This is a genomic window from Novosphingobium sp. SG751A (assembly GCF_013149295.1).
In the GTDB taxonomy this organism is placed as follows: domain Bacteria; phylum Pseudomonadota; class Alphaproteobacteria; order Sphingomonadales; family Sphingomonadaceae; genus Novosphingobium.
This window is the reverse complement of the sequence record NZ_JABGCB010000002.1, coordinates 174,123-197,773: the sequence shown is the minus strand read 5'-3', so window position 1 is coordinate 197,773 and position 23,651 is coordinate 174,123. Positions and strand designations below refer to the sequence as shown.

The following is a 23,651-nucleotide window of genomic DNA, read 5'->3' as shown; positions in this document are numbered from 1 at the left end:
TTCGGGCGGGGCGCCGGGCAGGCCAGTCGCGATGATCTCCGCTCCTTTCCAATCGTGGCGCCGCCCGCTGGGGCCGCCATCCCACCCGCGAACCGGCCCTTGCATGGATCAACGCCCTGATGGCCGGAAAGCCTGATGCGGAGGTGGCGGGGTGAACACCCGCCTAAATTGATAAAGTGCTCGCGAACGCCATTGACCGTTCCCGAATTGTTCCCAATCTAAGCCGACTTGATTGATGACGCAGCTTTTAACGGTGCTGCGTTTGCTTTGATGGTGCAACCTATTACCCTAGGGCAGGCTTATGTCAGACGGTGAAATTCAGGATTGGGAAATAGCCAGAGACAATTATCGATATATTATTAACAAAAGCAATATAAACTATAAGAAATTAATTCAGAAAAATCCATCAATATTGATTATGACGGTAAATTTATTTTTATTACCATTAATTATATTACTCCATAATATTTTCTATGAAAGAAATGAATTTTACGGTAAATTTTATTATTATTCTCTAAATATCGTTTTTTGCGATTTTTATGGAATTTTTTCCTGTGCTTTTGGTACATGGAGTTATTTCAAATATATGAGAGTTTCTCAATGCGAAGCTCAGGCATGGAAATATGCTGTATATTTTCGGTCAAAATTGGCAAAAGATGAGGGTCAATCAACCCAAGATAACGGGGAGGAAACCCTGCCAAAAATTAGGCGCAAGGTTGGCAAGCCGCGTGAGTGGGATTGGGATGGTGCACTACTTCATCTTGCAGCTTTGTCGCATGGTTCAAATGATGGCCTTTTTAGGCAAGACGGCAGCGATCCAAACCAATCCGACATCGCTCGGATTTTGAGCAATTGGTTCATAGATCAAACGGATGATTCTCCGTCTGATAGTCAACTTCGCGCGTATGGTGCAAGATTTTGGCAAGCGCTTGATGGTGTACGAAAGGCCTCTGCCGAAAATACCAATGGCAGCTAGAGGGGATTGCTGACAATTCTTGCCAATTATCGGCAGCATGAATGGCAAGGGAAATCAACAATCGGCCCCGGACCAAATCGTACGGAGCCGAACTCATGAATCCCCATTCTCCCACCCCTCTCGCCTATTCCGTGGCGGACGCCTGCCGCGCTTTGAGCCTCGGAAAAACCCGCATTTACCAGCTTATCAATGAGGGCAAACTTCAATCCCGCAAGGTGGGCAAGCGTAGGCTGATCCCTGCCGAGAGCCTGCGCCGCCTGATCGCGGGGGAGGTTTGATCCCCATGCAACAGGCAAACAAAACCCCGGCTGGCATTGCGGGCCAGACCGGGGCTTCGCGCGATAGCTTGGCTGGCGTGTCGCAACTTCCCCTTAACTTGGATGCCCATCGGGCGCAATTTCTGATGCTGGCTTATGCCGTGCGCCCGGAGATTGCCGCCATGCTGGCCGCCGCTGCCTTTGGGGGTGGCCATGGCTGATTGGCTCGATGCAGAAATGCAGGTGGCGGCGGGTAACATTCGCCAGCCGCATCTTGATCGCCTGCGCGCGCTGGGCTGCACCCATGGCGCTTTGGCCAAGGTGACGCGGGATTACCCAGCCTTTGGCGCCATGAGGGTGCAGCGCCGATCTGGCGGCCTTTATGAGCCTTGCGAGGCGGGCCATCCCGCGTTGATCCTGCCGGTGTGCTACCCGTCCCACCATGCCGGGCTTGTCACCCCCACCATTACGCTTTGGCATACGCTGGACCTGATCGCCTTTCGGGCGGACAATCCGGCCAACTGGTTTTGGCGTACCGGCCAAGGCTGGGCGCTGGGCGCGGCTGCTTTGGAGAATTGGGAGGGCCAGCCGGTGCCGGTGGTGGCAACCCCGCTTGATTGGCTGCGCGCCGGGGGCGATGCGGTTTGTGTTCTCGATTGGCAGGACGATAGCCCGGTGTGGCCGCTGCTGCGCTGCGTGTCCGAAATCGTGGCCAGCGATGATCTGTTGGCGCGCAAGCTGGCGCAGGCAATCGCGCGCAACACCCCGCGCCCGCGTATCATGGTGGAGGCGCTGCGCCATGCCGCGTAATCTGGCCGCCATGGGAGGCGATGAAACCGGGGCCGCTTGGCCCGACCCGCTGCCATTTAATGATGAATTGCTGCCGGTGCAGCCTTTTGCGCCCGAATTGCTGCCCTCTCAATTGTGCCCATGGGTGCAGGACATTGCCGAAAGGATGAATTACCCGCTTGATCTGGTGGCCATCCCGGCGATGGTGGCAGCGGCTGGACTGTTGGGGCGGCGCATCGGCATTCGTCCGCAACAGTACACCACTTGGCTGGAGGTGTCGAACCTCTGGGGCGCGGTGGTGGCCAATCCGGGGCAATTGAAAAGCCCGGCGGCGGCTGAAGCGTTGGCGCCGATCAAGCGGCTAGAGGCCATCGCAGCCAAGGCCAATGCCGAGGCGCAGGAGCGGTTCAAGGCTCAGGAGGCTTTGCACAAGCTTCAGGCGCGCGAGGCCGAGGGCGAGGCCAAGAAGATTCTCAAGACAGGAGGCGCAAAGGCGGCGCTTGCCACGCTGGAGGCCGCCCAAGCGCCTGAACCGCCCATGGAGCGCCGCTATCTGACCAATGATGCCACCGTGGAGAAACTGGGCGAGATTTGCCGGGCAAACCCCTTTGGCCTGATGGTTCACCGCGATGAACTGCTGACCTTGTTTGCCGATCTGGACCAACCGGACAAAGCGCCCGCGCGCGGCTTTTTTATGGCCGGATGGGGAGGACAGGAAAGCTACACCTTCGACCGCATCGGACGCGGGACGGTTCGCATTCCGGCGGTCAATTTCTCGCTGTTTGGCACGACCCAACCGCATCGGCTGGCGGGCTATATGCGCGAAAGTTTGCGCCGCCATGATGATGGGATGGTGCAGCGGATTCAGCTTTTGGCTTGGCCGGATATGTCGGCCAACTTTGCGGAGGTGGACCGCTACCCCAACAGCGCGGCGCGGCAAGAGGCTTTCGCCTGCTATGAAGAATTGGCCCGTTTGAACGTTAACGAGATTGGCGCGCAGCGCGATGATTTCGGTGGGGATGACGCCGTGCCTTTCCTGCGCTTTGCGCCCGATGCCCAAGAGGTGTTCAGCCATTGGTGGGCAGGGCTGGAAGGCAAGGTTAGGGGCGGCGATCTGGCGCCTGTCTTGGCGGCGCATCTTGCCAAATATCGCGGGCTGATCCCCCGGCTGGCGCTGATGTGTCATTTGGCCAGCAATGGTTTGGGGGCGGTGACGATTGAGGCGACCATGCAAGCCCTGCGCTGGGCGGACTATCTGGAGAGCCATGCGCGGCGGGTTTATGCCAGCATGGGGCTGGATAATGCCGAGGCGGCGCGGGCGATCTGGCGGCGCATCCGCAAGGGCGATCTGGCCGATGGTTTCACCGCGCGCGACATTCGCCGAAAGGGCTGGGCCGGACTGGGCGACAGGGGGCGCATCACGGCGGGGCTGGAAAGGCTGGTGGACGCCGATTGGCTGGCCGCCAATGAAACGCCCGCCGGGCCGCAAGGGGGCAGGCCATCGGCGCCCTATCGTATCAACCCCAAAGCCCTTTCCCGATTTGGCCCGTGATGAGCGACTGACAAAACTGCCGAAACGTGGGTTTTGTCGGTTTTGTCAGTGACCCTTGGGGGCATTTAAGCATTTTTGAACAGGCCAAAGGATATTGCCATGCCGCGAGCCAAGAAGGCCAAACCTGCCGCCAGTGAGCCGCGCAATGATACAATGACCGTGGCCAAGGAAAAGGACGAGAAAGACAGGATTGCTACCGCCAAGACCTTGCTTGGGCCGGGCTTTCGCCATGCCTCTGCCCTTGCTGGCCTGCATGGCAAGCAATTTGGGCAGGCAGATTTTATGCCGGGGCTGGGCGATTATGCCGATGCCTTGCGCGATCTGGGCGAAAAGGCGGCCAAGGGTGATCTGGCTTTGGCCAGCCGATTGCTGGCGGCGCAGGCTTTGACGCTGGATTCCATCTTTGCCGAAACCGCACGGCGAATGGCCAGCAATATGGGGGAGCATTTGCCCGCCATGGAAATTTATGCCCGCATCGCCATGAAGGCGCAGGCCAACAGCCGGGCGACGCTGGAGGCTTTGGCCAAGCTGCACGCCCCGCGCGAGCAGACCGTGCGCCACGTTCACGTCAATGAAGGCGGCCAAGCGGTGATTGCCGATCAATTCCACCATCACGCAGGCCAGCCGACAGGGGGACAAGAGAATGGACAGCCAAGCGAACAACCCCATGCACCCGATCATCACGCCAGAGCCATTGGAGGCGCGTCTGGCCAAGGCGCCGCGCTGCCATGCCCGGACGCGGGCGGGCGAGCCTTGCCAATCGCCAGCGGTGAACGGGGCGAAGCGGTGCCGGATGCACGGCGGGGGCAGGAATAAGCAAGGCCGGGGCAGCGGCGCCCCGGCTGGCAATAGCAATGCGCTCAAACATGGTGCCCGATCTGCCGAGACGCGCGAACTGATGGCGATGGTAAGGGCATGGGGCAGGCTGGCGGACAAGGGCTGAACCGCCGGAGGATCGCAGGACAGACCGGATCGCCTCTTTAAGGACGGGCGGACAAGCTACCCCGTCCCGGCGGCGAGGTGGATAATAGGCGGCAAAAGCCTTTAATCCAAGAATAGGATTTGTCGCCCTGCCCGCTGCCGTTCGCCTGCAACCGGGGTATTTGGGGGTATAATTGGGGGTACATCCCAAAATGGAAATGACAGGAATGGCGTAAAACGGCCATTTTTCGACCATTTTTCGATCCCCTCATCGACCATATTCCCGATATTGCGCCTGCGCCGCCTTACGGCAGGCCCGTTTCCCCTATCGTATCATTATCGGCATAATCGGGGACTTTATTGCCTCGAAACCGCACATATCGCATCCAATGGATGCAGCATCGGTTGATATATTCAGCGAATGAATTCAAACATTCGGGGCAATGATCTCCGGTATGGGAGATCAGCTTATTATCGCCAGGGTCTATGAACTCCCACCCGTCGGGAAGTCCATCTTCATATAGGTCGTGAAATGGATTGTAATTTGCCCGGCAGTATACTGTCTTGCCGCAGAAATCACAAATACATGCCACTAACATGTGCCTAACCATATGGCTCTCCAAACCCATTATTGGTTATGCAGATTCAGTATGGCTCCTGAATCGCTATGGTATCATATGGCGACCACACCCAAAACGTAAGACTTCTGTCATTCTTTGGAAAAATATTCAGAATAAAATATAAGCTCTATTTTTCCAAAACTTGCATCCCGTCATTAATTAACTCTTACAATATTTCCAACAGAACCGAATTTTTCTCTAAAAACACAAATTCATAACGGAAAAGCCCGCCCCGCAAGATGCGGGACGGGCTTTTCCAAACCGATCCTGTCGGATCAGAAATTGATCGCAGCGTCGATACCGAAGGTGCGCGGCGCGTTGAAGTTGCCGTAGTCACCCAGGACGTTGTTGATGCTGCCCGTGGTGGTGCTGGTGGTCGGCGTGCCCGGCAGGCTGTTCGAGGGATCGCGACGGAACACATACTGGGTGTTGAACAGGTTGCGCGACCAGATCGTCACAGTCAGCTTCTGACCGGTGTCGCTGACCGGGATGTCGGCCAGAGCGAGGCGACCGTTGAACACCAGCGAGGCGTCATTGTGGGTGGCGAACTGGTCGAAAGCCTGCGTCGACTGCGAGTAGTTCGCATCGATATGCAGCTTGGCCAGAGCGCCCGCGCCGCCCAGCGGAACTTCATAGTCAGCCGAAGCCGAAGCCGCGTTGCGGGGCGTATAGACGATGTAGAACTTCTGATAGACCTGCGTTTCCGGGATCAGGATCGAAGGAATATCGGTGTACGTATAGGCATAAGAAGCGTTCAGCGTCAGACCCTGCGCCACGCGGGCGGTGATGTCGGCCTCGATACCGCGGATCTTGGTGATCCCCGGCGCGTTCAGCGTCTTGAGGATGTTGATGCTGGTGCCGGTCGAGGTGTCGGTCTGGATCGAGCTGACGTCAACCTGGCTGTTCTTGCGGTCCATGATGTAACCGGCGATGTTCAGGCGAACCTTGCGGTCGAACAGGTCGGTCTTGAGGCCCAGTTCATAGGCGGTCACGTCTTCCGGGTTGAAGGGAAGATAGTTGGCGGTACGCGACGAGGCGCCGCCGGCGCGGTAACCGGTCGAGAACTTGGCATAGGCGTGAGCGTTCGAAGTCACGTCCCAGGCCAGCGTTGCCATCGGGTTGAAACGGTTCCAGCTCTTGTTGAGCGGGGTATAGCCATTGTTGGTGGCAACCGTGGTGTTCAGGTCATAATTGACGTTGCGGAACGTGTGGAGCACGCCGCGCTTCTTGTCATTGGTATAGCGACCGCCAACCGTAAGGTGCAGCGCGTCGGTCAGGTGATAGGTGCCCTGGCCATAGACGGCGTAGCTCTTCGACCAGACTTCCGAAGCGCGGTCGATCGAAGCGAAGGGGTTGGTGAAGATGTTCGAGTTGACGGTGTAGCCGGTCACATTGCCCGAGCTGTCCGTGGTCCAGGTGTTCGAGTTGGGCGTGGCGGCATTGTCGCTCACGTGCTCGTTAAAGTAGAACAGGCCACCCACGTAATCGAGCTTGCCGACATTACCCACAGCCTGGAATTCCTGGCTGAACTGGGCCTGCCACAGGTTGGCAAGGCTGTAGCGGCTGAAGCCGCCATTGGCGGTGTAAACCGGAACGCGGTGGGCGCCGCCCGAGTTGTCCCACTGGGTTGCCGTCACCTGGCGCCATGCGGTGATCGAGCGGATTTCCAGATCCGGCGAAACCTTCCACTTGAGCGAGTTGGTGTAGCCGCGCGTGGTGTCGACCGAGGCCTGCTGCGGCACGCCGATGTCGGCGGTGCTCATGCGGCTGGTGCCGTTGACGGTGACGAGGCTGGGCAGAGCCTTAACCGTGCCGGACAGCGTGGTGTAGGCGGTGCCGGGCAGCGAGCAGGCGGCCGTGGCAGCACCGGCAACGCAACCGTTGGGGTTGTAGTTCAGCAGCTGGCTGTAGAACGGGGTGTTCTTGTCCTGGCTGACATCGAACGAGAAATCGTTGGTGATGTTGGCGGCCGGCTTCCAGCGCACGGCAGCGCGCAGACCCTTGCGGTCATAATAGCCCCAGCCAAGCTGACCCGGCATCGGGTTCTTGGTGATCGGCTCCTGATACTGCATCACGCCGTCGAGCTTGACCGAGAAATTGTGATATTCAGGCAGGTCGAGGTGGAGTTCGGCATTGTGCGAACCATAATTGCCGATGCCGCCCTGAATGCGACCGCCGAACTTGCCCGAGGGGGCCTTGGCCACGATCGAAAGCGCGCCGCCTTCGGTGTTGCGGCCGAACAGCGTGCCCTGCGGACCCTTGAGCACTTCGATGCGCTCCAGATCGAACAGCGCGGCGTTCACGCCATGCTGACGGCCAAGGTACACGCCGTCGATGTAGATGCCCACGCCCTGTTCACGGGCGGGCTGGTTGGCGTCGAGGGGAACGATGCCGCGGATACCGATGGTCAGCGCCGAAACGCGCGCTTCGAAGGGAGCCACGCGCAGCGAAGGCACCGCACCGTCGCCCAGGTCGAACAGGCTCTGGACGTGACGCTTCTTGATTTCTTCAGCGTTCACCACGCTGATCGAGATCGGCGTCTTTTGCAGGTTGGTTTCGCGCTTGGTCGCGGTCACCACGATGTCGGTCAGGCCCGAGGTGTCACCCGTGGGCGGAGCGGCGTCTTCGGCGGCGAAGGCCGGAGCGGACAACGCAAGCAGGCTCGCCGCAGCGAGGAAACGAGAAGCAGAGAACATATAACCCCCATCAAAGGTAGACCGGCGGGAGGGAAGGGAGAGGAATTCCCATCCGGTCTTAGGTAATCGGTGCAGACTTGAAGCCGCCAATAGGTTGAGGGGGTTGCACTTTTTTGACGGGATTATGACACATCCATGACAGCGCGAAGTGATGCCCAAATGACACACAATGATCGGTGCAGGGCCGACGAATCGCCGGAAATCCGCGATTTGCGCTTGGCATCGCGGCCTGTTTCAGCATCCTTTCCGGCCGATTTTCTTACCTCGAAGATAGAAAAATGACGGCGGGTTAATCGCAAAACCGGCCCCGCCCCGGTCCAACGGGACGATTCCGTGGCGTCTTTTCCACGGCTTGGCGCGATAAAAAGATGACCGGGCGTAAAACCTGTCGCGGTATTAACCAGGGCATGTAACCAAAGGCGCAAAACACTATCTTCAGTCCGTGTGAAGTAAATATCGTCGCGCCGGGAACCAAGCGCTGATTCTGCGGTATTGCGGATCACATGGTCCACGGGGGAGGATTGCCATGCGCCGCCTTGCTTGTGCTGCAACTTTTGGGCTGGTCGCAATGCTCGCTTGCGGGCTGGCGCCGGTCTGCGTTCATGCGGGCATTTTGCATCGGGCGCTGCACGGCGCCCGCCTGTCGACCGATATCATCAGCGAAACCGCAATGACCGCGCTGGCCCATGACGGCACGGAAACGCCGCTCAACCGGCGGATGGACGTGGCGGTCATCACGCTCGAACGCCCGGTCCTGCCCCCCACGATGCAGGGGCGCGCGCTGTTAGGGCTGGATTTTCAACATGCCGGGGTCAAGCTGATCGACGCCAATGACGGTGCCAACAACTGGGCAGGCAATCCGCAGGACCATTTCAGCATGGCCCTCACCCGTGAGATCTTTGTGGGCGCGCATCTGGCCTATCCGCTGGCGCTGGCGGCCTTGCCGATGGGCACGCGGCTGTTTGCGGGCGCCGGCGCCTTGCGCACCGAATTGTATGACCGCGCGGTCATCGGCCCTGCCCTGCGCAACCGCGACCGGGTGATGGAGGGCTGGCGCCTGTCGGCCGGGGCCGATGCGCCGATGGGGCCGGGCCATCTGCGGCTGGAATACCGCCTTGCGCGCAGCAGCGACACCGCGCCGGGCGAGGCCGCCGCGCTGGCCGGCAGCGCGCGCGACCGTCTCATGCTTAGCTATAGCGCCAATTTTTAAGCCACTTTCGCGCTGTCCTGCCGGATCACGCTTTCGATCCCTGCCGGGATAGCCGGATCATCGATCGTGGGCGGACAGGTCCATGCCTCGCCATTGGCGATCTTGCGCAGCAGATTGCGCAGGATCTTGCCCGAACGCGTCTTGGGCAGCGCGCCCACCACATAGGCGGTCTTGAGCGCGGCCACCGCGCCCAGCTCGCCGCGCACCCCGCCGATCACCCGCGCGGGCAGGCTGGCATCGGCGTCAAACCCAGCGCGCGGCACGACAAAGGCGATGGGCACCATGCCCTTGATCGCATCATCAGCGCCTATCACCGCGCATTCGGCCACGCCGTCCTGCGCCGCCACGATCTGCTCCATCTGGCCGGTGGAAAGGCGATGGCCCGCGACATTGATGATGTCATCGGTGCGGCCCATGATATGCACAAAGCCGTCCGCGTCGATATAGCCCGCGTCCCCCGTCTCATACCATCCGGGGAAAGCGGCAAAGTTCTTTTCCCAGCCCGCCTTGTTGTTCCACAACGTGCGGAAAGCGCCCGGCGGCAAAGGCTCACGCACCGCGACAAAGCCCGACTGATCGCGCCCCAGTTCCCTGCCGTCATCGCCCAGAATCGCGAACTCATAGCCCGGCACGGGGAAGCCCGCGCTGCCCGCGCGCCGCCGCGTATCGCCCAGCGCATGACAGGTGGCCACACCGGGCCAGCCCAATTCGGTCTGCCACCAATGGTCGATCACCGGCAGAGCGGAGTGTTCCTCAAGCCAGTGGATCGTATCGGGATCGGCGCGCTCGCCCGCAAGGAACACCGCCTCCAGCGGCCCGGTGCCGATCTCGCGCAGGAAGGAGGCCGAAGGGTCCTCCTTGCGGATGGCGCGGATGGCGGTGGGGGCGGTGAAGAAGATCTTGACCCCGTGGCGCTGGATGGTGCGCCAGAAGGTGCCCGCGTCGGGCGTGCCCACCGGCTTGCCCTCGAACAGGACCGTCGTGGCCCCCACCAGCAGGGGCGCATAGACGATATAGGAATGGCCCACCACCCAGCCCACATCGCTGGCCGCCCAGAACACATCGCCCGGCCCCACGCCATAGATGTTGGCCATGCTCCATGTGAGAGCAACCGCATGGCCGCCATGCTCGCGCACCACGCCCTTGGGGGTGCCGGTGGTGCCGCTGGTGTAGAGGATGTAGAGCGGATCGTCGGCCGCCATATCGGCAGGCTGCGGCACGGGATCGGCGCTTGTTTCCTCGATCATCGCGGCCCAGTCAATGTCACGCGGGGCGACCAGATCGGCGGCCAGCACATCGCGCTGAAACAGCACCACATGATCGGGCTGATGGCTGGATGTGCGCAGCGCCTCGTCCACCATCGGCTTATAGGCGATCTTGCGGCTGCCTTCGACGCCTGCACTGGCGGTCAGGATCAGGCGCGGGGTGGCGTCATCAATCCGCTTGGCTAGTTCATGCGCGGCAAAGCCGCCAAACACCACCGAATGCACCGCGCCCAATCGCGCGCAGGCCAGCATGGCAAACATCGTCTGGGGGATCATCGGCATATAGAGGATCACGCGATCCCCCCGCCCTACGCCAAGGCGCGCCAGCATCGCGGCCACGCGGCCCACCTCGTCGGCAAGGCGGGCATAGCTGTAGGTTTCAACTGTATCAGTGACCGGGCTGTCATAGATGATGGCAGCGGCCTCGCCGCGCCCGGCGGCAATGTGGCGGTCAATCGCGTTGACGGCGGTGTTCAAGGATCCATCAGGAAACCAGCCGCGCGCATCATCCCATGCGCGCGACGGCTTCTTGTTCCATTCAACAGATCCGGCAGCCCGGCTCCAGAAGCTTTCGCGGTTCTCGATGCTTTCTTGCCAGGCTGAAGTATAGAGTTCGCTCACGGCCATCCTCACCTTTATGGTTTCTGGCCATGACTATCGCCTTATCGGAAGGTTTTCGATAGAACGACCAAAGTCGGATCGCCCTCGAAAGCTTCGGGGGTAAAGCCCTTGTCGCGCTCCACCTCGATGGCGGCATGGTTGTCGCGGCTCTCGATCGAGATCACGCGGCGCACGCCCCGGCGCTCGCCTTCGCGCGCCAGCAGGTCGAGCAAAGCCCAGCCCACGCCGCGCCCGCGATAATCGGCATGGACCGAGACAGCCACTTCGCCCGTGTCCATCTTGCCGTCGCAGGCCAGCAGGCCCGAGCCGACCAGTTCGCCCGTGGCATGGTCAAAGGCGATATAGCTTTCGCTGCGAAAATGATCGGCGTGGATCAAAGGGTCGAGCTGATCATGGCTGACATGCTCGCCCGCGGCAAAGAAGCGGAAACGGCGGTCGTCCTCGGACACCGCATCGAAAAATGCGGAGAGCGCGGCCTCGTCGGCCTCGGTGGCGGGACGCACGTCCAGCACCACGCCATCGCGGGTGGTGAGCTGTTGGCTGGTAGCGGCTTGGGTGGTCATCGGGAATCTCCGTGAGAGGAAGAATGCAGCCCCCTTGGGCGCAAAAGAAAAGTCGCGCCTTGATTTGGGCCAAATAGGCCAGATCAGGGCGCGACATTCAAGGGAGTAAGACTTAAGTATCAGCCATCGATGTTACGGCGGAAAGTCTCGGGCAGGAAGAACAGGCCAAAGAAGAAGGTGGCCGCCGCCACGATCACCGGATACCAGAAGCCATAGTAGATATCCCCATTGGCCGCGACCATGGCAAAGCCGATCGCGGGCAGCAGGCCGCCCAGCCAGCCATTGCCGATATGATAGGGCAGCGACATGGACGAGTAGCGGATACGGCTGGGGAAGAGTTCGACCAACATGGCCGCAATCGGACCATAGACCATGGTGACCAGCAGCACGAGATAGAACAGGATCGCCACGACCTTGGGCTTGTCAATCTGGTCCGGGTCGGCCTTGGTGGGATAGCCCACCTTGGTCAGTTCGCCCACCACGGCGGGCTTGGCTTCGACCGCAGGCTTGTCACCCTCTGCCGCCTTGGCGAGCGTTGCCGGTTTGCCGACCAGCGCGGTGGTGAATTCGGCAATCGCCTTCTTCTTGTCCTCGCCCGAAATCTGGGCCGGATCGGGGGCGATGATGGTCTTGCCGCCGATCGAAACGCTGGCCACCGAGCCGGAAGGTGCGGCCACGTTTTCGTAATTGATCGCCGCCTTGGCCAGAGCGTTCTTCACGATGTCGCAACTGGTGGTGTCAAACTTGTTGGCGCCCACAGGGTCGAATTGCGAGGAACATTCGCCCGGATAGGCCATGACCTTGACCGGGGCATTGGCCTGCGCATGGGCCAGAGCCGGATTGGCCGCCTCGGTCAGCGCATGGAACACCGGGAACATGGTGAGAGCGGCCAGCGCGCAACCGGTCAGGATGATGGGCTTGCGGCCGATCTTGTCCGACAGGGCGCCGAAGAAGAGGAAGAAAGGCGTGGCCAGCAGCAGCGCGGTGATGATCAGCGTGTTGGCGGTCAGACCGTCAACCTTGAGCATCTTTTCAAGGAAATACATCGCATAGAGCTGGCCCGTGTACCACACGACAGCCTGACCCGCGATGGCGCCGAAGAAGGCGATCAGCACGATCTTCAGGTTCGACCACTTGCCGAAGGCGTCCTTCAGAGGAGCCTTAGAGCCGCTGCCTTCCGACTTGATCTTCTGGAACACCGGGCTTTCATGCAGCTTCAGGCGCAGCCACAGGCCCAGCACCAGAAACAGGCCTGACACCAGATAAGGAATGCGCCAGCCCCATTGCTTGAAGGCTTCCTCGCCAACGCCGGTAATGGGCGAGCGCACCGCAATCACGATCAGCAGCGCCATGGCAAGCCCGGCGGTGGCCGTGATCTGGATCCAGCTGGTGTAAAGCCCGCGCTTACCCGCAGGCGCATGTTCGGCAACATAGGTGGCAGCGCCCCCATATTCGCCGCCCAGCGCCAGCCCCTGAAACATGCGCAGCACCACCAGCATGATGGGCGCAGCAACGCCCACCTGCTTATAGGTGGGCAGGCAGCCGACGAGGAAAGTTGACAGGCCCATCACCGTGAGCGTGATGATGAACGTATAGCGGCGCCCGAACAGATCGCCGATATGGCCGAACACCAGCGCGCCGAAGGGCCGCACGATGAACCCCGCCGCAAACACCAGCAGCGCCATGATAAAGGACGTGGTCTGATTAAGCCCGGTCAGGAATTGCGCCGCGATGATCGCGGTCAGCAGGCCGTAGAGATAGAAATCATACCATTCGAACACCGTGCCCAGCGAGCTGGCGGTAATCACCAGTTTCTCGTCATGGGTGGCGACATGATGCTTTGGCAGTCTGGCTAGATCCTCTGCCGTTTCATGCAATACAGACATGACAGGCGCTCCCGTTATGGGTCGTTTTCGACCCGTTATGATTTGATTAGATCAGAAATTATAGCGTGCGGCAAATTCGACCCGGTCGATGTTGCCCTTCTGGCCATTGACCAGTTCGCGCTGGCCGTGGCGATATTCGATGCCAAGGTCGATGGCCTTGACCGGCGAATAGAACAGGTTGACCGCGCCCGACCACGCCTTCTTGTTATAGGCGGCAATCGCGGCGGGGCTGAGCGAGCCATCATAGTCGGCGCTTTGCATCGAACCGATGACATTGACGCGCAGAGTCGGCGTGATCGCGATTCGTGCAGCGGCCAAAGCGGCAAACACCCGGACATCAGCCAAAGCGTTGCCGGCCGCGACATAGACCGCATCGGGGGCAAAGTTCAGGCCGACATAGCGCCCGATGTTCTGGCCATAGGTGGCCGAGAAACGCAGGTCGCTGGTGCGCTTTTCATTGAGGAAGATCTTGCCCGCAACCGATCCGCCAAAGCCCGCGCGGGTGATCCCCGCTCCGGCCGTTTCAGTGCGCACCTGACGGCCCAGCGCGGCAAAGCTGATCTCGCCCCGCCGTGTCACATAGTTCAGGCGGGCGGCAAAATCAGGCAGATGATCGGTGCCGTTTTCCACCAGCGCGGCAGACCCTGCATTGGCCGTCGCGCTCTCCGGGTTTTCAACCGAGATATGCAGCGTAGCCGCCTTGGACAGCGGGGTGGAATAGCGCACCAAAGGCTGGCGCACGAAAACGGTGCCTTCGGTCGCGCCGACGAAATCGGTCGATTCGGGCAGGACGGCGGTGTTCTGGAACGTGGTCCAGTCCTGCCCAAAGGTCCATTTGTCGAGCTGAACAAAGGCGCGGCGCAGCGCAAGCGTATAGCCATTGGTGGTGCGCTGGCTGCCCCCGCCCGTGACATTGGCCGCCGCGCTGGCTGTGGTCTGGAAATCGGTCTCCAGATAGCCGCGCAGCGTATGGCCCGCCACGGTCGTGTCGAGGTTGAGCCAGATCCGCGTCTGCTTGGCCGAGAAATCGGTGTCGGTGCTCGACCGGCTGGTGGGCGTCACCACCGGGATCGCCTGAGGCAGATAGAAATCACGGCCCAGCGTGTTGGTGGCCACGGTGCCGCCGTCGAAATGGCTGTAATCGGCGTTGAATTTCAGGAAGCCGCCGATGCGGATGTTCGTTGCGCCAACCCGCATCCCCTCAGGCGTCGGCTTCTTTTCCACCGCGGCCACGCGCTCACCGGTGGCCTTGGTCTCCTTGGCGGCGCTCTGGGCGATCTGTGCGGCGGCGTTGGCCTGGGTGGCCACGGCCTGCACGGCCTCGCCCTGCTGCTGGCGGGCGCTGGCGGCATCGGCGCGCAACTGGCTCACCTCAGCCTCCAGCTTCTCCAGCCGTTCGAGCAGGGCCGCCTCACGCGCGCTCAGCGCAGGGGCGGCCTTGGCCATCGCGCCCCCCGGCGCCGCCAGCGCCGACGCGCCCAGCAACACCGCCATGGCGCGCGCCTTTCCCCGAAAAAGCGTCATCAAACCTCTCCATCCTGTTGGCCATCCCTTCTTGCGGGGGACAGTCCGATCCGTGATGGAAACATCACTCGTAACAGCCGTTACGATCCATCCCGACCAAGGTTTATTTCCCGACCTTGCATGTACGACCTTGGTAAGGGCTACGACTTGCACCATATTGGCCTAGTATTGTTCCAAAGAATGGGCTGCGCGAGGGGCTCCCTCACGTTACGTCCATCGGTAACGAATTTTGAGAGGAGTGCTGAAACGTGGGCGAAGCCATCTATCCCGTCCCCGCCGAATGGGCCGAGAATGCCCTGATCGACGATGCGCGTTATACCGCCATGTATCAGCAGTCGGTGAGCGATCCCGATGCTTTCTGGGCGCAGGAAGCCAAGCGCATCGACTGGATCAAGCCGTTCACCAAGGTCAAGAACACCTCTTATCACGCGGACGATTTCGGCATCCGCTGGTTCGAGGATGGCACGCTCAACCTTTCGGCCAATGCGCTGGATCGCCATCTGGCCACGCGCGGCGACCAGATTGCCATCCTGTGGGAACCCGACAGCCCGGACGAGGCCGAGCGCCGCATCACCTATCGCGAGCTGCACGAAATGGTCTGCCGCTTTGCCAATGTCCTGAAGGATCAGGGCGTTGCCCGCGGCGACCGGGTGACGATCTATCTGCCCATGGTGCCCGAAGCGGCCGTGGCCATGCTGGCCTGCGCCCGCGTGGGTGCGATCCACTCGATCGTGTTCGCCGGTTTCAGCCCTGAGGCGCTGGCAGGCCGGGTCGAGGATTGCGGCAGCCGCATCGTCATCACCGCCGACGAAGGTCTGCGCGGGGGCAAGAAGGTTCCGCTCAAGAAAAACGTCGATGCTGCCGCCGCTCAGGCGCCGGGCATTGAAAAGGTCATCGTGCTGGCCCGCACCGGGGCCGATGTCGGCATGGTGCCGGGGCGTGACATCGACTGGCATGCCGCCTGCGCCGCCGTATCGCCCGAAAACAGCCCTGAGGAAATGAACGCCGAAGACCCGCTGTTCATCCTCTACACCTCCGGTTCGACCGGCAAGCCCAAGGGCGTGCTGCACACCACCGGCGGATACAGCGTTTGGGTGTCGGCCACACATCAATATGTCTTCGATTATCGTCCCGGCCAGATTTACTGGTGCGCGGCGGATGTGGGCTGGGTGACGGGCCATTCCTATCTCATCTATGGCCCTCTGCTCAACGGCGGCACCACGCTGATGTTTGAAGGCGTGCCCAATTATCCCGATCCTTCGCGCTTCTGGCAGGTGGTGGACAAGTATCAGGTCGAGATCTTCTATGGCGCCCCCACGGCCCTGCGCGCGCTGATGCGCGAAGGCGATGAGTGGGTAAAAAAGACCAGCCGCCAGTCGCTGCGCGTCCTTGGCTCGGTTGGCGAACCGATCAACCCCGAGGCGTGGGAATGGTATCACAAGGTAGTGGGCGAAGGCCGCTGCCCCATCGTCGACACATGGTGGCAGACCGAGACGGGCGGCACGATGATCACCCCCCTGCCCGGCGCCACGGCGTTGAAGCCCGGCTCGGCCTCGCGCCCGTTCTTTGGCGTGCAACCGCTGCTGCTCGACAATGACGGCACGATCATGGAAGGCCCCGGCGACGGCTGTCTGGTCATCGCCGACTCGTGGCCCGGCCAGATGCGCGGCGTGTGGGGCGATGCGGATCGCTTCTTCCAAACCTATTTCACCACCTTTGCCGGTTACTACTTCACCGGCGACGGCTGCCGCCGCGACGAGGACGGCTATTACTGGATCACCGGCCGCATCGACGACGTCATCAACGTCTCGGGCCACCGCATGGGCACGGCGGAGATCGAATCCGCGCTGGTTGCCCATGAGCATGTGGCCGAGGCCGCCGTGGTCGGCATGCCCCATGAGATCAAGGGTCAGGGCATCTATGCCTATGTCACCTGCAACGCGGACGTCGAACCCGACGAGGCGCTGCGCAAGGAACTGATCGCATGGGTGCGCCGCGAAATCGGCCCCATCGCCACGCCGGACGTCATCCAGTTCGCCCCCGGCCTGCCCAAGACCCGTTCGGGCAAGATCATGCGCCGCATCCTGCGCAAGATCGCGGAAAATGACGTGGGCAGTCTGGGCGACACCAGCACGCTGGCCGACCCCTCGGTGGTCGATCATCTGCTGGCCAACCGTCCGCAACTGGCCAACGCATAAGAAAAACAGCTGTGATTAAAGACGGGCCGCCAACGAAAGTTGACGGCCCGTTCATTTTGCTCCGCGCAAACGCCCGGAAGGGGTTGCCGCATGGGCCTGCGGGTCTATCATAAGGCGCAGAACCGACAGCCCGGCCAAGGCGGCGAGTCGGCAGCATCATTGCCTGAAAGCCTGCCTCACGTGACCCAGACCGTCCTTATTGCCGATGACCACCCGCTCTTCCGCCAGGCGCTCAGCCTCGCCGTCAACCGGGTCCTGCCGCAGGCGCGCATCGTCGAGGCCGGAACACTGACCGCCGCCGCCCGCGCCGCAGCCGATGCGGCCGATCTTGCACTCATCACGCTAGACCTGAAAATGCCGGGCGCGGTGGGCTATTCGGGCATCGCGCTGCTCCACGCCGAAAAGCCCGATGTGCCGATCCTCGTCGTTTCCAGCGCCGAGGGCAGCGCCGCGCCGCAAGAAGCCCGCGCGTTTGGCGCCATCGGCTTCCTGTCCAAAGACAGCGACCTGTCCGCCATCGAGGCGGTGATTGCGCAGACGCTGGGCGCCGCCGCGCCCGCCGCGCCCGATGCCCATGGCGAGCTCGACACCATCCGCCGCGAGGTCGCAGGCCTGACGCCAACGCAGTTGAAAGTGCTGCTGGCCGTGCTGGACGGGCAATTGAACAAACAGATCGCCCATAATCTCGGCATCGCCGAAGCCACTGTAAAGGCTCATATGACCGCGATCATGCGCAAGCTGGACGTGCGCAACCGGACGCAGGCGGCGCTGGTGGCGCGGTCCTTGGGGCTGGATTTGAAGGGGTAGGGTTTAGAAGGTGCCTCCGGCGGGTTAAGGGCGGGGGCCCTTAACAATCCCGTTAATGGGGGTGAGATTTGACAGCTGGCGTTGTCTGGGTTTGCAAAGCCTGCGGCGCGGCAAACTCAGATCTTTCCGCGCCGCAGGCTTTCATATTCTAAACGGCGCGTCCAACACCCATTTGCCGAACCCATGGCGCTACGCAGACAGTAACGGGAGCGCGAGGGACAAGTCCCTCGCATCTATCCCTTAAACCCTAAACCCCCGCCAAAAACCCTTCAATCCCGGTGGCATTGGCAGGCTTGGCCATCATCACCACGCCCATCGCCAAAGCCCGCTCGCGAATCACCGGATTCGTCTCGGCTGTGATCAGCATCGCAGGCAGGCCCGGCTGCTCGGCGCGCAGGCTCTCCACCACGCTCAACCCATCCTCGTCCGTGTCCAGCCGATAATCGGCCAATACGGCATCGACCTCCCCTTTGCGCAGGATCGCGCGGGCGGCATCGCCATCCTCGGCGCCGTGCGGATGATGGCCCAGAGCGGTCAGCAGCGCGGCCGTCGCCTCCACGGTCAACGGGTCATTGTCGAGCACCAGCACGTTGAGCGCGCGCGCATGGGCGGCCACGCTGCCGGGCGGCGGAGCGCTAATGGGCAGGCTCATCGTCACCGCATCCTGCGCGGCGGGCAGGGTCAGGCTGAAGCGGCTGCCGCGGCCAACATTGGACACCACCTCGATCCGCGCGCCCAGCAAGCGCGCGATCCGCCGCGAGAGCGCCAGCCCCAGCCCCAGCCCCTCGGCCTCGACCTCGCCAAGGCGGGTGAATTCGCCAAAGATCGCCTCGCGCTGCTGCGGCGGGATGCCGACGCCGGTGTCGATGACATCGATGCGCAATTCCTCACCCTGCGCCGCATTCCGCCAACGCGCCCCCACCAGCACCCCGCCATCAAGCGTATAACGCAGCGCATTGGTAAGGAAATTCTGGAGCAGCGAGCGCAGCAGCCCCGGATCGGTGCGCAGCACCATGGGCCGCGCACCCATCCGCGCCAGCCTCAGTTCCAGCCCCTTCTGTTCCGCCATAGGGCGGAAATTTTCGACCAGATCGCTCAGGAAAGGCCCCAAAAGCAGCGGCTCCGGCCGCGCCTGCACTCCGCCTGCATCCAGCTTGGAAATATCGAGCAGCGCGCGCAGGAGATCCTCGGCGGCCACAATCGCATTATCCACCCGCCCCACCAACACCCGCGAATGCTCGGGCACATCGCGCGCCAAAGCCGCCGTAAACAGGCGGGCGGCATGCAGCGGCTGCAACAGATCATGGCTGGCCGCGGCCAGAAACCGCGTCTTGTCCCGATCCGCCTGCGCCAGACGCTGGTTCGCCTCGGACAATTCATGCGTCCGCTCGGCCACGCGGGTTTCCATCCCCGCCAGCGTGCGTTTCAATTCCGCGCGCACCTGCGCCTCGGCGGTGATGTCGATAAAGCTGGTGACATAGCCCCCGCCCGGCATCGGCCCGCCCACCATCTTGATGACCTGACCATCAGGACGATAGCGCTCGAACGTATATTCCTGCGCGCGGCGCAGATGGCGCAGGCGCTTTTCCACCTCATGTTCGACATCGGCCCCCGCGCCAAAATCGCCGCGTCGCGCATTGTGGCGGATCAGATCGGCCACCGGCGCGCCCACATAGAGCAGCCCCACCGGATAATCGAACAATTGCTCATAGCGCGTGTTCCACGCCACCAGCTTCTGCTCGCCATCGACCACGCTGATGCCTGCCTCGATGTTCTCAAAGGTCGCGGCCAGCAATTGTCGGGAAAATGTCAGCGATTGCCCGCGCTCGTCGAGCAGGCGCGTCACGGCGGCAAGGCTCATCGTGCCCCCCGCCATGGCGCTGGCCACAAGGGCGCGCGCGCTGCTGGCCCCCACCACGGCCGCGATCAGCTTGCGCGCGCGCTGGGCCGAGCGCCCGTCGATGGCCATGCCGCGCCGCGCCTCGGCAAATTCGCGCTCTGCACGTTCGTGGCCGATGAAGCTGGCGGTCAGGTCTTTCAGATCCGACAGATCCGACACCTGCCGCTGCCACCCCATCAGCGAGGGCAGCGGATTGCCCGCCCCCCGCCGCGCCGACACGGCAAGGAACATCGCCAGATTAACCCCCAGCGACCACAGCACCCCATGCACCAGCGGCGTGGCATGGCCGATGCCCAACAGACGCAGCGGATCGAGCGGCCCCGCCGCCAGCCACGCCCGCCAGCCCTCGGGCAGGATCGGCGGCAGCGCCAGCGTATAGAGCCACAGCACCAGCCCCGCGCCAAGGCTGGCCCGCGCGGCCATGCCATCGCGGTTGCCGCCAAACACGGCCAGGATCATATGCGGCGTGAATTGCGCCATCGCGGCAAAGGCCACCAGCCCGATCGAGGCCAAAGTCTGGCGCGGCGAAACCAGTTCGGCCCATGTCAGCGCCAGCGCAATCACCCCGACGATCGAGGCCCGCCGCACCAGCAGCATCCGCCGCCCCAGCACGCCCGCCTCGGCCCCCGCACCGCTGCGCAGCACCGAGGGGAAAATGAGATCATTCGACACCATCGCCGAAAGCGCCGTGGCATCGGTAATCACCATGGCCGCCGCCGCGCTGATCCCGCCGATCAGGGCGGCGGCGGCAATAAACCCGTGGCCCGAGGCCAGCGGCAGGTAAAGCACATAGAAATCGGGCGCCACCCCATGCCCCAGCGCGATGATCCCCGCCCATGCAATCGGCACGATCAGCAGCACCATCGCCAGCACATAGGCCACCACGCCCCAGCGCGCGCGCGGCAGATCGTCCACATCGCGCGCCTCGACCAGCGCCATATAGAACTGGCGCGGCAAGACGAGGATCGCGCAGGCCGAAATCAGCGCAATCACCCAAGTTTCGAGCGAAATATCCTCGGCGCGGAAATGGCGGGCCAGTTGGACCACGCCGCGCTCGGCGCTGGGCCCATCGGCATGCATGACAATGCCCACCGCCAGCGCCGCCACCAGAAACAACGCCAGCAGCTTGATCCCCGATTCGAGCGCGATGGCATAGACCATGCCCTCGGACCGGCCCGAACGTTCAAACCGCCGCGCGCCGAACAGGATCGCAAACAGCGCCAAGAGCCCCGCCGCCCCCAGCATCGTGGGCGCCACAACCGCATCGCCGTTGCCGGTGATGATCGCCATCGCCGTACCGATCGATCGCAATTGCAACGCCATATAGGGTACGCTGCCCGCCAGCGCGATCACCGTGACCAGCCGCGCCACCACCACATCATGGCCGAAACGCGCGGCGATAAAGTCGGACGGGGTGGTCGCCTGCGTTTCGCGCAAGGTGGCCGAAAGGCGGCGCAGAAAGCCCGGCGCCAGCGCCAGCAAAGTAATCGGCGCGAGATAGATGGGCAGGAAATTCCATCCCTCGCGCACCACGCTGCCCACCGCGCCATAGATGGTCCAGCTGGAGCAATAGACCCCCAGCGCCAGCGTATAGGCCCCAAGCCGCAGACGTTTTAGCCCCGGTTGCGCCAGTCGCAGCCGCCCGCGCGGCCTTTCGCCATAGGCCTCGGCCAGCGCGGCCACCGCAAAGAGCAGGCCGATCCAGCCCAATGCAAACAGCGCCGCCGTGCCCAAACCCATGAACAATCCCCTTATGGGCCGGTGTTAGCCCATCGGGACAGGACAAGCCAAGCGCCGATCAGGCCGCCTGCGTCATCTCCAGCGCGCTGGCAATCGCGGCAAGAAACTGGTCGGTGGCATTTTCCCATGTAAAGCCCGCGCCGAACGCCGCAGCCCCGGCCCGCGACAGGGCCAGCGCGCGCGCCACCGCCGTGTCCAAATCATCGTCCAACGCGGCGACAGGCTCGGGCGCAATCCCGCCCTCGCCCCGCCCGTCTACGCCCAAAATGTCGAGCGGCCCCGCCACCGGATAGGCCGCCACAGGCACCCCGCAGGCCAGCGCCTCGATGATGACCAGCCCGAATGTGTCGGTGCGGCTGGGAAAGACAAAGCAATCGGCGGCGCGATAAGCCTCGGCCAGCGCCGCGCCGCTCTTGGGGCCAAGGAAATGCACATGCGGGTATCGCCGCTGCATCTCGGCCAGCGCGGGGCCATCACCCACCACCACCTTGCTGCCGGCTGTGCGCAGTTCGCAAAAAGCCTCAAGGTTCTTTTCGGGCGCCACCCGGCCCACGTTCAGCAGGATCGGGCGCGGCAGACCGGCCATGTCCGCCGCCACCGACCCATCGGGGGTGAACAGCGCATGGTCGATCCCCCGGCTCCAGCGCCGCGTCTGGGCCAATCCGCGCGCGGCCAGTTCGGCGTCAAGGCTGGGCGTGGCCACCATGATCGCGCGCGATGCGCCGTGGAAACGCTGCATCACCGGCCAGAACCATTCCGCCGAAAGCCCCGAGCGCAACGCCAGATATTCCGGGAAACGCGTGTGGAAAGCGCTGGTATAGGGCACCCCGCGCGACCGGCACCATCCGCGCGCGGCCCAGCCGATCGGCCCTTCGGTGGCGATATGCACAATGTCGGGGCGATAGGCGTCGAGCATCCGCCGCGCATTGAAACGCGGCGCCACGGCCAGCCGGATCTGGGCATAGCCGGGCATGGGCATGGTCAGGAACCGGTCGGGCGTGATCATCTCGACCTGCGCCCCGCGCGCGCCCAATTGCTCGACCGTGGCGGCCAGTGTGCGCACCACGCCATTGACCTGCGGAAACCACGCATCGCTGGCGATAGCAATCCGGGGAGCAGTCACGCAGGCACGCCCATCGGCATCGCCTCATGAGCAACCGGGGCCTTGTCGGCGGCATTCTTTTTCAATTCGGCCAGCCAGTCGATGATGCTCATCTGGCCCGCGAAATCCTCGACCAGCGCGGTGCAGCTTTCCACCCAGTCGCCATCATTATAATAGGTGATCGCGCCGAACTGGCGGATTTCGGCCGAATGGATATGGCCGCACACCACGCCATCGACGCCCCGCTCGGCGGCGGCATGGGCCACGGCTTCCTCATAGCGGCCGATGAACTGCACCGCGTTCTTCACCCGTTTTTTCAGGTAAGCCGAGAGCGACCAATAGGGCAGATGCATTTTCCGTCGCACCGCGTTGAACGTGGTGTTGACCCGCAGCATCAGCTCGTAGGCCTTGTCGCCAAGGAAGGCGAGCCAGCGGTGATACAGCACGATGGCGTCAAACGCATCGCCATGCACCACCAGCAACCGGCGTCCGTCGGCGGTGGTGTGGATCGCGTCGAGCAGCAGTTCGACCCCGCCAAAGGTCAGGCCGGCATAGGGGCGCAGCATCTCGTCATGATTGCCGCAGATGAACACCACCCGCGTGCCGCGATGCGCCATCTTCAAAATGCGGCGCAGCACTTCATTATGCGCGTCCGGCCAGTACCAACCCTTTTTCAGCCGCCAGCCGTCGATAATGTCGCCCACCAGATAGAGCGTCTCGGTTTCGATCGAGCGCAGGAAGCTGACCAACATATCGGCATTGCAGCCGCGCGTGCCCAAATGGACATCGGAAATCCAAACCGTGCGATAGCGCCGCTTGGGCCGCAGCCCCTTGGGATCGGGCGTTTCGGGCAGATCGAGCCATGAGGCGATCCCGCCCTTGGCCGAAACGACCGCCGCGTCGCCATCCAGCGCCACGCGATTGACCCCTTCGCCGAACAGAAAAGCCGTCTGAGCCGGATCGAGCCCCGAAGCAAAAGCAGCGCGCGCCATGACATATCCCCGATAGAACCCGTTGCGCGCGG

18 protein-coding genes are annotated in these 23,651 nt (G+C 62.5%); 9 read left to right on the top strand and 9 right to left on the bottom strand.

Features of this window, described 5'->3' with window-relative positions:
* Positions 1-301 precede the first annotated feature (301 nt).
* The 6 genes from FHW96_RS03325 to FHW96_RS26640 all read left to right on the top strand — a co-directional run bounded on the left by FHW96_RS03325 (position 302) and on the right by FHW96_RS26640 (position 4,517).
* Positions 302-976, top strand: coding sequence for a hypothetical protein (locus FHW96_RS03325; protein WP_172339139.1), 675 nt, complete (start codon positions 302-304; stop codon positions 974-976).
* Positions 977-1,017: 41 nt separating this feature from the next.
* Complete coding sequence (locus FHW96_RS03320; RefSeq protein ID WP_253950708.1) at positions 1,018-1,254, top strand: helix-turn-helix domain-containing protein; 237 nt, start codon at positions 1,018-1,020, stop codon at positions 1,252-1,254.
* Between the two features lie 192 nt (positions 1,255-1,446).
* Positions 1,447-2,043 (top strand): hypothetical protein, encoded by a 597-nt coding sequence (locus tag FHW96_RS03315; protein ID WP_172339138.1) that lies wholly within the window; start codon positions 1,447-1,449, stop codon positions 2,041-2,043.
* Positions 2,033-3,574: a YfjI family protein gene (locus FHW96_RS03310; RefSeq protein WP_172339137.1), complete on the top strand. Its 1,542-nt coding sequence runs from the start codon at positions 2,033-2,035 to the stop codon at positions 3,572-3,574. Before FHW96_RS03315 ends, FHW96_RS03310 begins: the two co-directional genes overlap by 11 nt.
* A gap of 99 nt (positions 3,575-3,673) precedes the next feature.
* Positions 3,674-4,390 carry a hypothetical protein gene (locus tag FHW96_RS03305; RefSeq protein ID WP_172339136.1) on the top strand — a complete coding sequence of 239 codons (717 nt, stop codon included), beginning with the start codon at positions 3,674-3,676 and terminating at the stop codon, positions 4,388-4,390.
* The gene (locus FHW96_RS26640; RefSeq protein ID WP_371815626.1) at positions 4,281-4,517 is read left to right on the top strand and encodes an HGGxSTG domain-containing protein; all 237 of its coding nucleotides are present in this window, start codon (positions 4,281-4,283) and stop codon (positions 4,515-4,517) included. Before FHW96_RS03305 ends, FHW96_RS26640 begins: the two co-directional genes overlap by 110 nt.
* A gap of 873 nt (positions 4,518-5,390) precedes the next feature.
* On the opposite strand, the gene FHW96_RS03300 is transcribed toward FHW96_RS26640, so the two are convergent.
* Together FHW96_RS03300 and FHW96_RS03295 are read right to left on the bottom strand one after the other, a co-directional pair.
* Positions 5,391-7,811, bottom strand: a complete 2,421-nt coding sequence (locus FHW96_RS03300) for a TonB-dependent receptor (RefSeq protein ID WP_172339135.1) — start codon at positions 7,809-7,811, stop codon at positions 5,391-5,393.
* Between the two features lie 122 nt (positions 7,812-7,933).
* Positions 7,934-8,323 carry a hypothetical protein gene (locus FHW96_RS03295; RefSeq protein WP_172339134.1) on the bottom strand — a complete coding sequence of 130 codons (390 nt, stop codon included), beginning with the start codon at positions 8,321-8,323 and terminating at the stop codon, positions 7,934-7,936.
* 14 nt (positions 8,324-8,337) lie between these two features.
* Between FHW96_RS03295 and FHW96_RS03290 the strand changes: the two genes are divergently transcribed.
* Positions 8,338-9,021: a hypothetical protein gene (locus tag FHW96_RS03290; protein WP_172339133.1), complete on the top strand. Its 684-nt coding sequence runs from the start codon at positions 8,338-8,340 to the stop codon at positions 9,019-9,021.
* On the opposite strand, the gene FHW96_RS03285 is transcribed toward FHW96_RS03290, so the two are convergent.
* The 4 genes from FHW96_RS03285 to FHW96_RS03270 form a co-directional block, all read right to left on the bottom strand.
* Positions 9,018-10,907 (bottom strand): AMP-binding protein, encoded by a 1,890-nt coding sequence (locus FHW96_RS03285; protein ID WP_371815616.1) that lies wholly within the window; start codon positions 10,905-10,907, stop codon positions 9,018-9,020. The genes FHW96_RS03290 and FHW96_RS03285 overlap by 4 nt on opposite strands.
* 41 nt (positions 10,908-10,948) lie before the next feature.
* Positions 10,949-11,470, bottom strand: a complete 522-nt coding sequence (locus tag FHW96_RS03280; RefSeq protein WP_172339131.1) for a GNAT family N-acetyltransferase — start codon at positions 11,468-11,470, stop codon at positions 10,949-10,951.
* A gap of 119 nt (positions 11,471-11,589) precedes the next feature.
* Positions 11,590-13,356 carry an MFS transporter gene (locus FHW96_RS03275; protein WP_172339130.1) on the bottom strand — a complete coding sequence of 589 codons (1,767 nt, stop codon included), beginning with the start codon at positions 13,354-13,356 and terminating at the stop codon, positions 11,590-11,592.
* 51 nt (positions 13,357-13,407) lie between these two features.
* Positions 13,408-14,880, bottom strand: a complete 1,473-nt coding sequence (locus FHW96_RS03270) for a DcaP family trimeric outer membrane transporter (RefSeq protein ID WP_253950707.1) — start codon at positions 14,878-14,880, stop codon at positions 13,408-13,410.
* 248 nt (positions 14,881-15,128) lie between these two features.
* Here FHW96_RS03270 and acs point away from each other — a divergent pair, with 248 nt between their 5' ends.
* Positions 15,129-17,078, top strand: coding sequence for an acetate--CoA ligase (acs, locus tag FHW96_RS03265; protein ID WP_172339129.1), 1,950 nt, complete (start codon positions 15,129-15,131; stop codon positions 17,076-17,078).
* A gap of 180 nt (positions 17,079-17,258) precedes the next feature.
* Positions 17,259-17,885, top strand: coding sequence for a LuxR C-terminal-related transcriptional regulator (locus tag FHW96_RS03260; RefSeq protein WP_172339128.1), 627 nt, complete (start codon positions 17,259-17,261; stop codon positions 17,883-17,885).
* A gap of 247 nt (positions 17,886-18,132) precedes the next feature.
* On the opposite strand, the gene FHW96_RS03255 is transcribed toward FHW96_RS03260, so the two are convergent.
* Genes FHW96_RS03255 through FHW96_RS03245 form a run of 3 tightly spaced genes read right to left on the bottom strand, consistent with a single transcriptional unit; the run spans position 18,133 to position 23,619 of the window.
* Complete coding sequence (locus FHW96_RS03255; protein WP_172339127.1) at positions 18,133-21,525, bottom strand: PAS domain-containing hybrid sensor histidine kinase/response regulator; 3,393 nt, start codon at positions 21,523-21,525, stop codon at positions 18,133-18,135.
* Between the two features lie 58 nt (positions 21,526-21,583).
* Positions 21,584-22,648 carry a glycosyltransferase family 1 protein gene (locus tag FHW96_RS03250; protein ID WP_172339126.1) on the bottom strand — a complete coding sequence of 355 codons (1,065 nt, stop codon included), beginning with the start codon at positions 22,646-22,648 and terminating at the stop codon, positions 21,584-21,586.
* A complete protein-coding gene (locus tag FHW96_RS03245) occupies positions 22,645-23,619 on the bottom strand; it encodes a UDP-2,3-diacylglucosamine diphosphatase (RefSeq protein WP_172339125.1) in 975 nt (324 codons plus the stop codon). The genes FHW96_RS03250 and FHW96_RS03245 overlap by 4 nt, the downstream gene beginning before the upstream one ends.
* Positions 23,620-23,651 lie beyond the last annotated feature (32 nt).

Excerpts from the sequence above, each read along its gene's own strand:
- FHW96_RS03320 (WP_253950708.1), top strand. The coding sequence starts at position 1,018 with ATGGCAAGGGAAATCAACAATCGGCCCCGGACCAAATCGTACGGAGCC.
- FHW96_RS03315 (WP_172339138.1), top strand. The coding sequence starts at position 1,447 with ATGGCTGATTGGCTCGATGCAGAAATGCAGGTGGCGGCGGGTAACATT.
- FHW96_RS03270 (WP_253950707.1), bottom strand. The coding sequence starts at position 14,880 with ATGACGCTTTTTCGGGGAAAGGCGCGCGCCATGGCGGTGTTGCTGGGC.
- FHW96_RS03275 (WP_172339130.1), bottom strand. The coding sequence starts at position 13,356 with ATGTCTGTATTGCATGAAACGGCAGAGGATCTAGCCAGACTGCCAAAG.
- FHW96_RS03245 (WP_172339125.1), bottom strand. The coding sequence starts at position 23,619 with ATGGCGCGCGCTGCTTTTGCTTCGGGGCTCGATCCGGCTCAGACGGCT.
- FHW96_RS03300 (WP_172339135.1), bottom strand. The coding sequence starts at position 7,811 with ATGTTCTCTGCTTCTCGTTTCCTCGCTGCGGCGAGCCTGCTTGCGTTG.
- FHW96_RS03290 (WP_172339133.1), top strand. The coding sequence starts at position 8,338 with ATGCGCCGCCTTGCTTGTGCTGCAACTTTTGGGCTGGTCGCAATGCTC.
- FHW96_RS03305 (WP_172339136.1), top strand. The coding sequence starts at position 3,674 with ATGCCGCGAGCCAAGAAGGCCAAACCTGCCGCCAGTGAGCCGCGCAAT.
- FHW96_RS03325 (WP_172339139.1), top strand. The coding sequence starts at position 302 with ATGTCAGACGGTGAAATTCAGGATTGGGAAATAGCCAGAGACAATTAT.
- FHW96_RS03310 (WP_172339137.1), top strand. The coding sequence starts at position 2,033 with ATGCCGCGTAATCTGGCCGCCATGGGAGGCGATGAAACCGGGGCCGCT.
- FHW96_RS03280 (WP_172339131.1), bottom strand. The coding sequence starts at position 11,470 with ATGACCACCCAAGCCGCTACCAGCCAACAGCTCACCACCCGCGATGGC.
- FHW96_RS03255 (WP_172339127.1), bottom strand. The coding sequence starts at position 21,525 with ATGGGTTTGGGCACGGCGGCGCTGTTTGCATTGGGCTGGATCGGCCTG.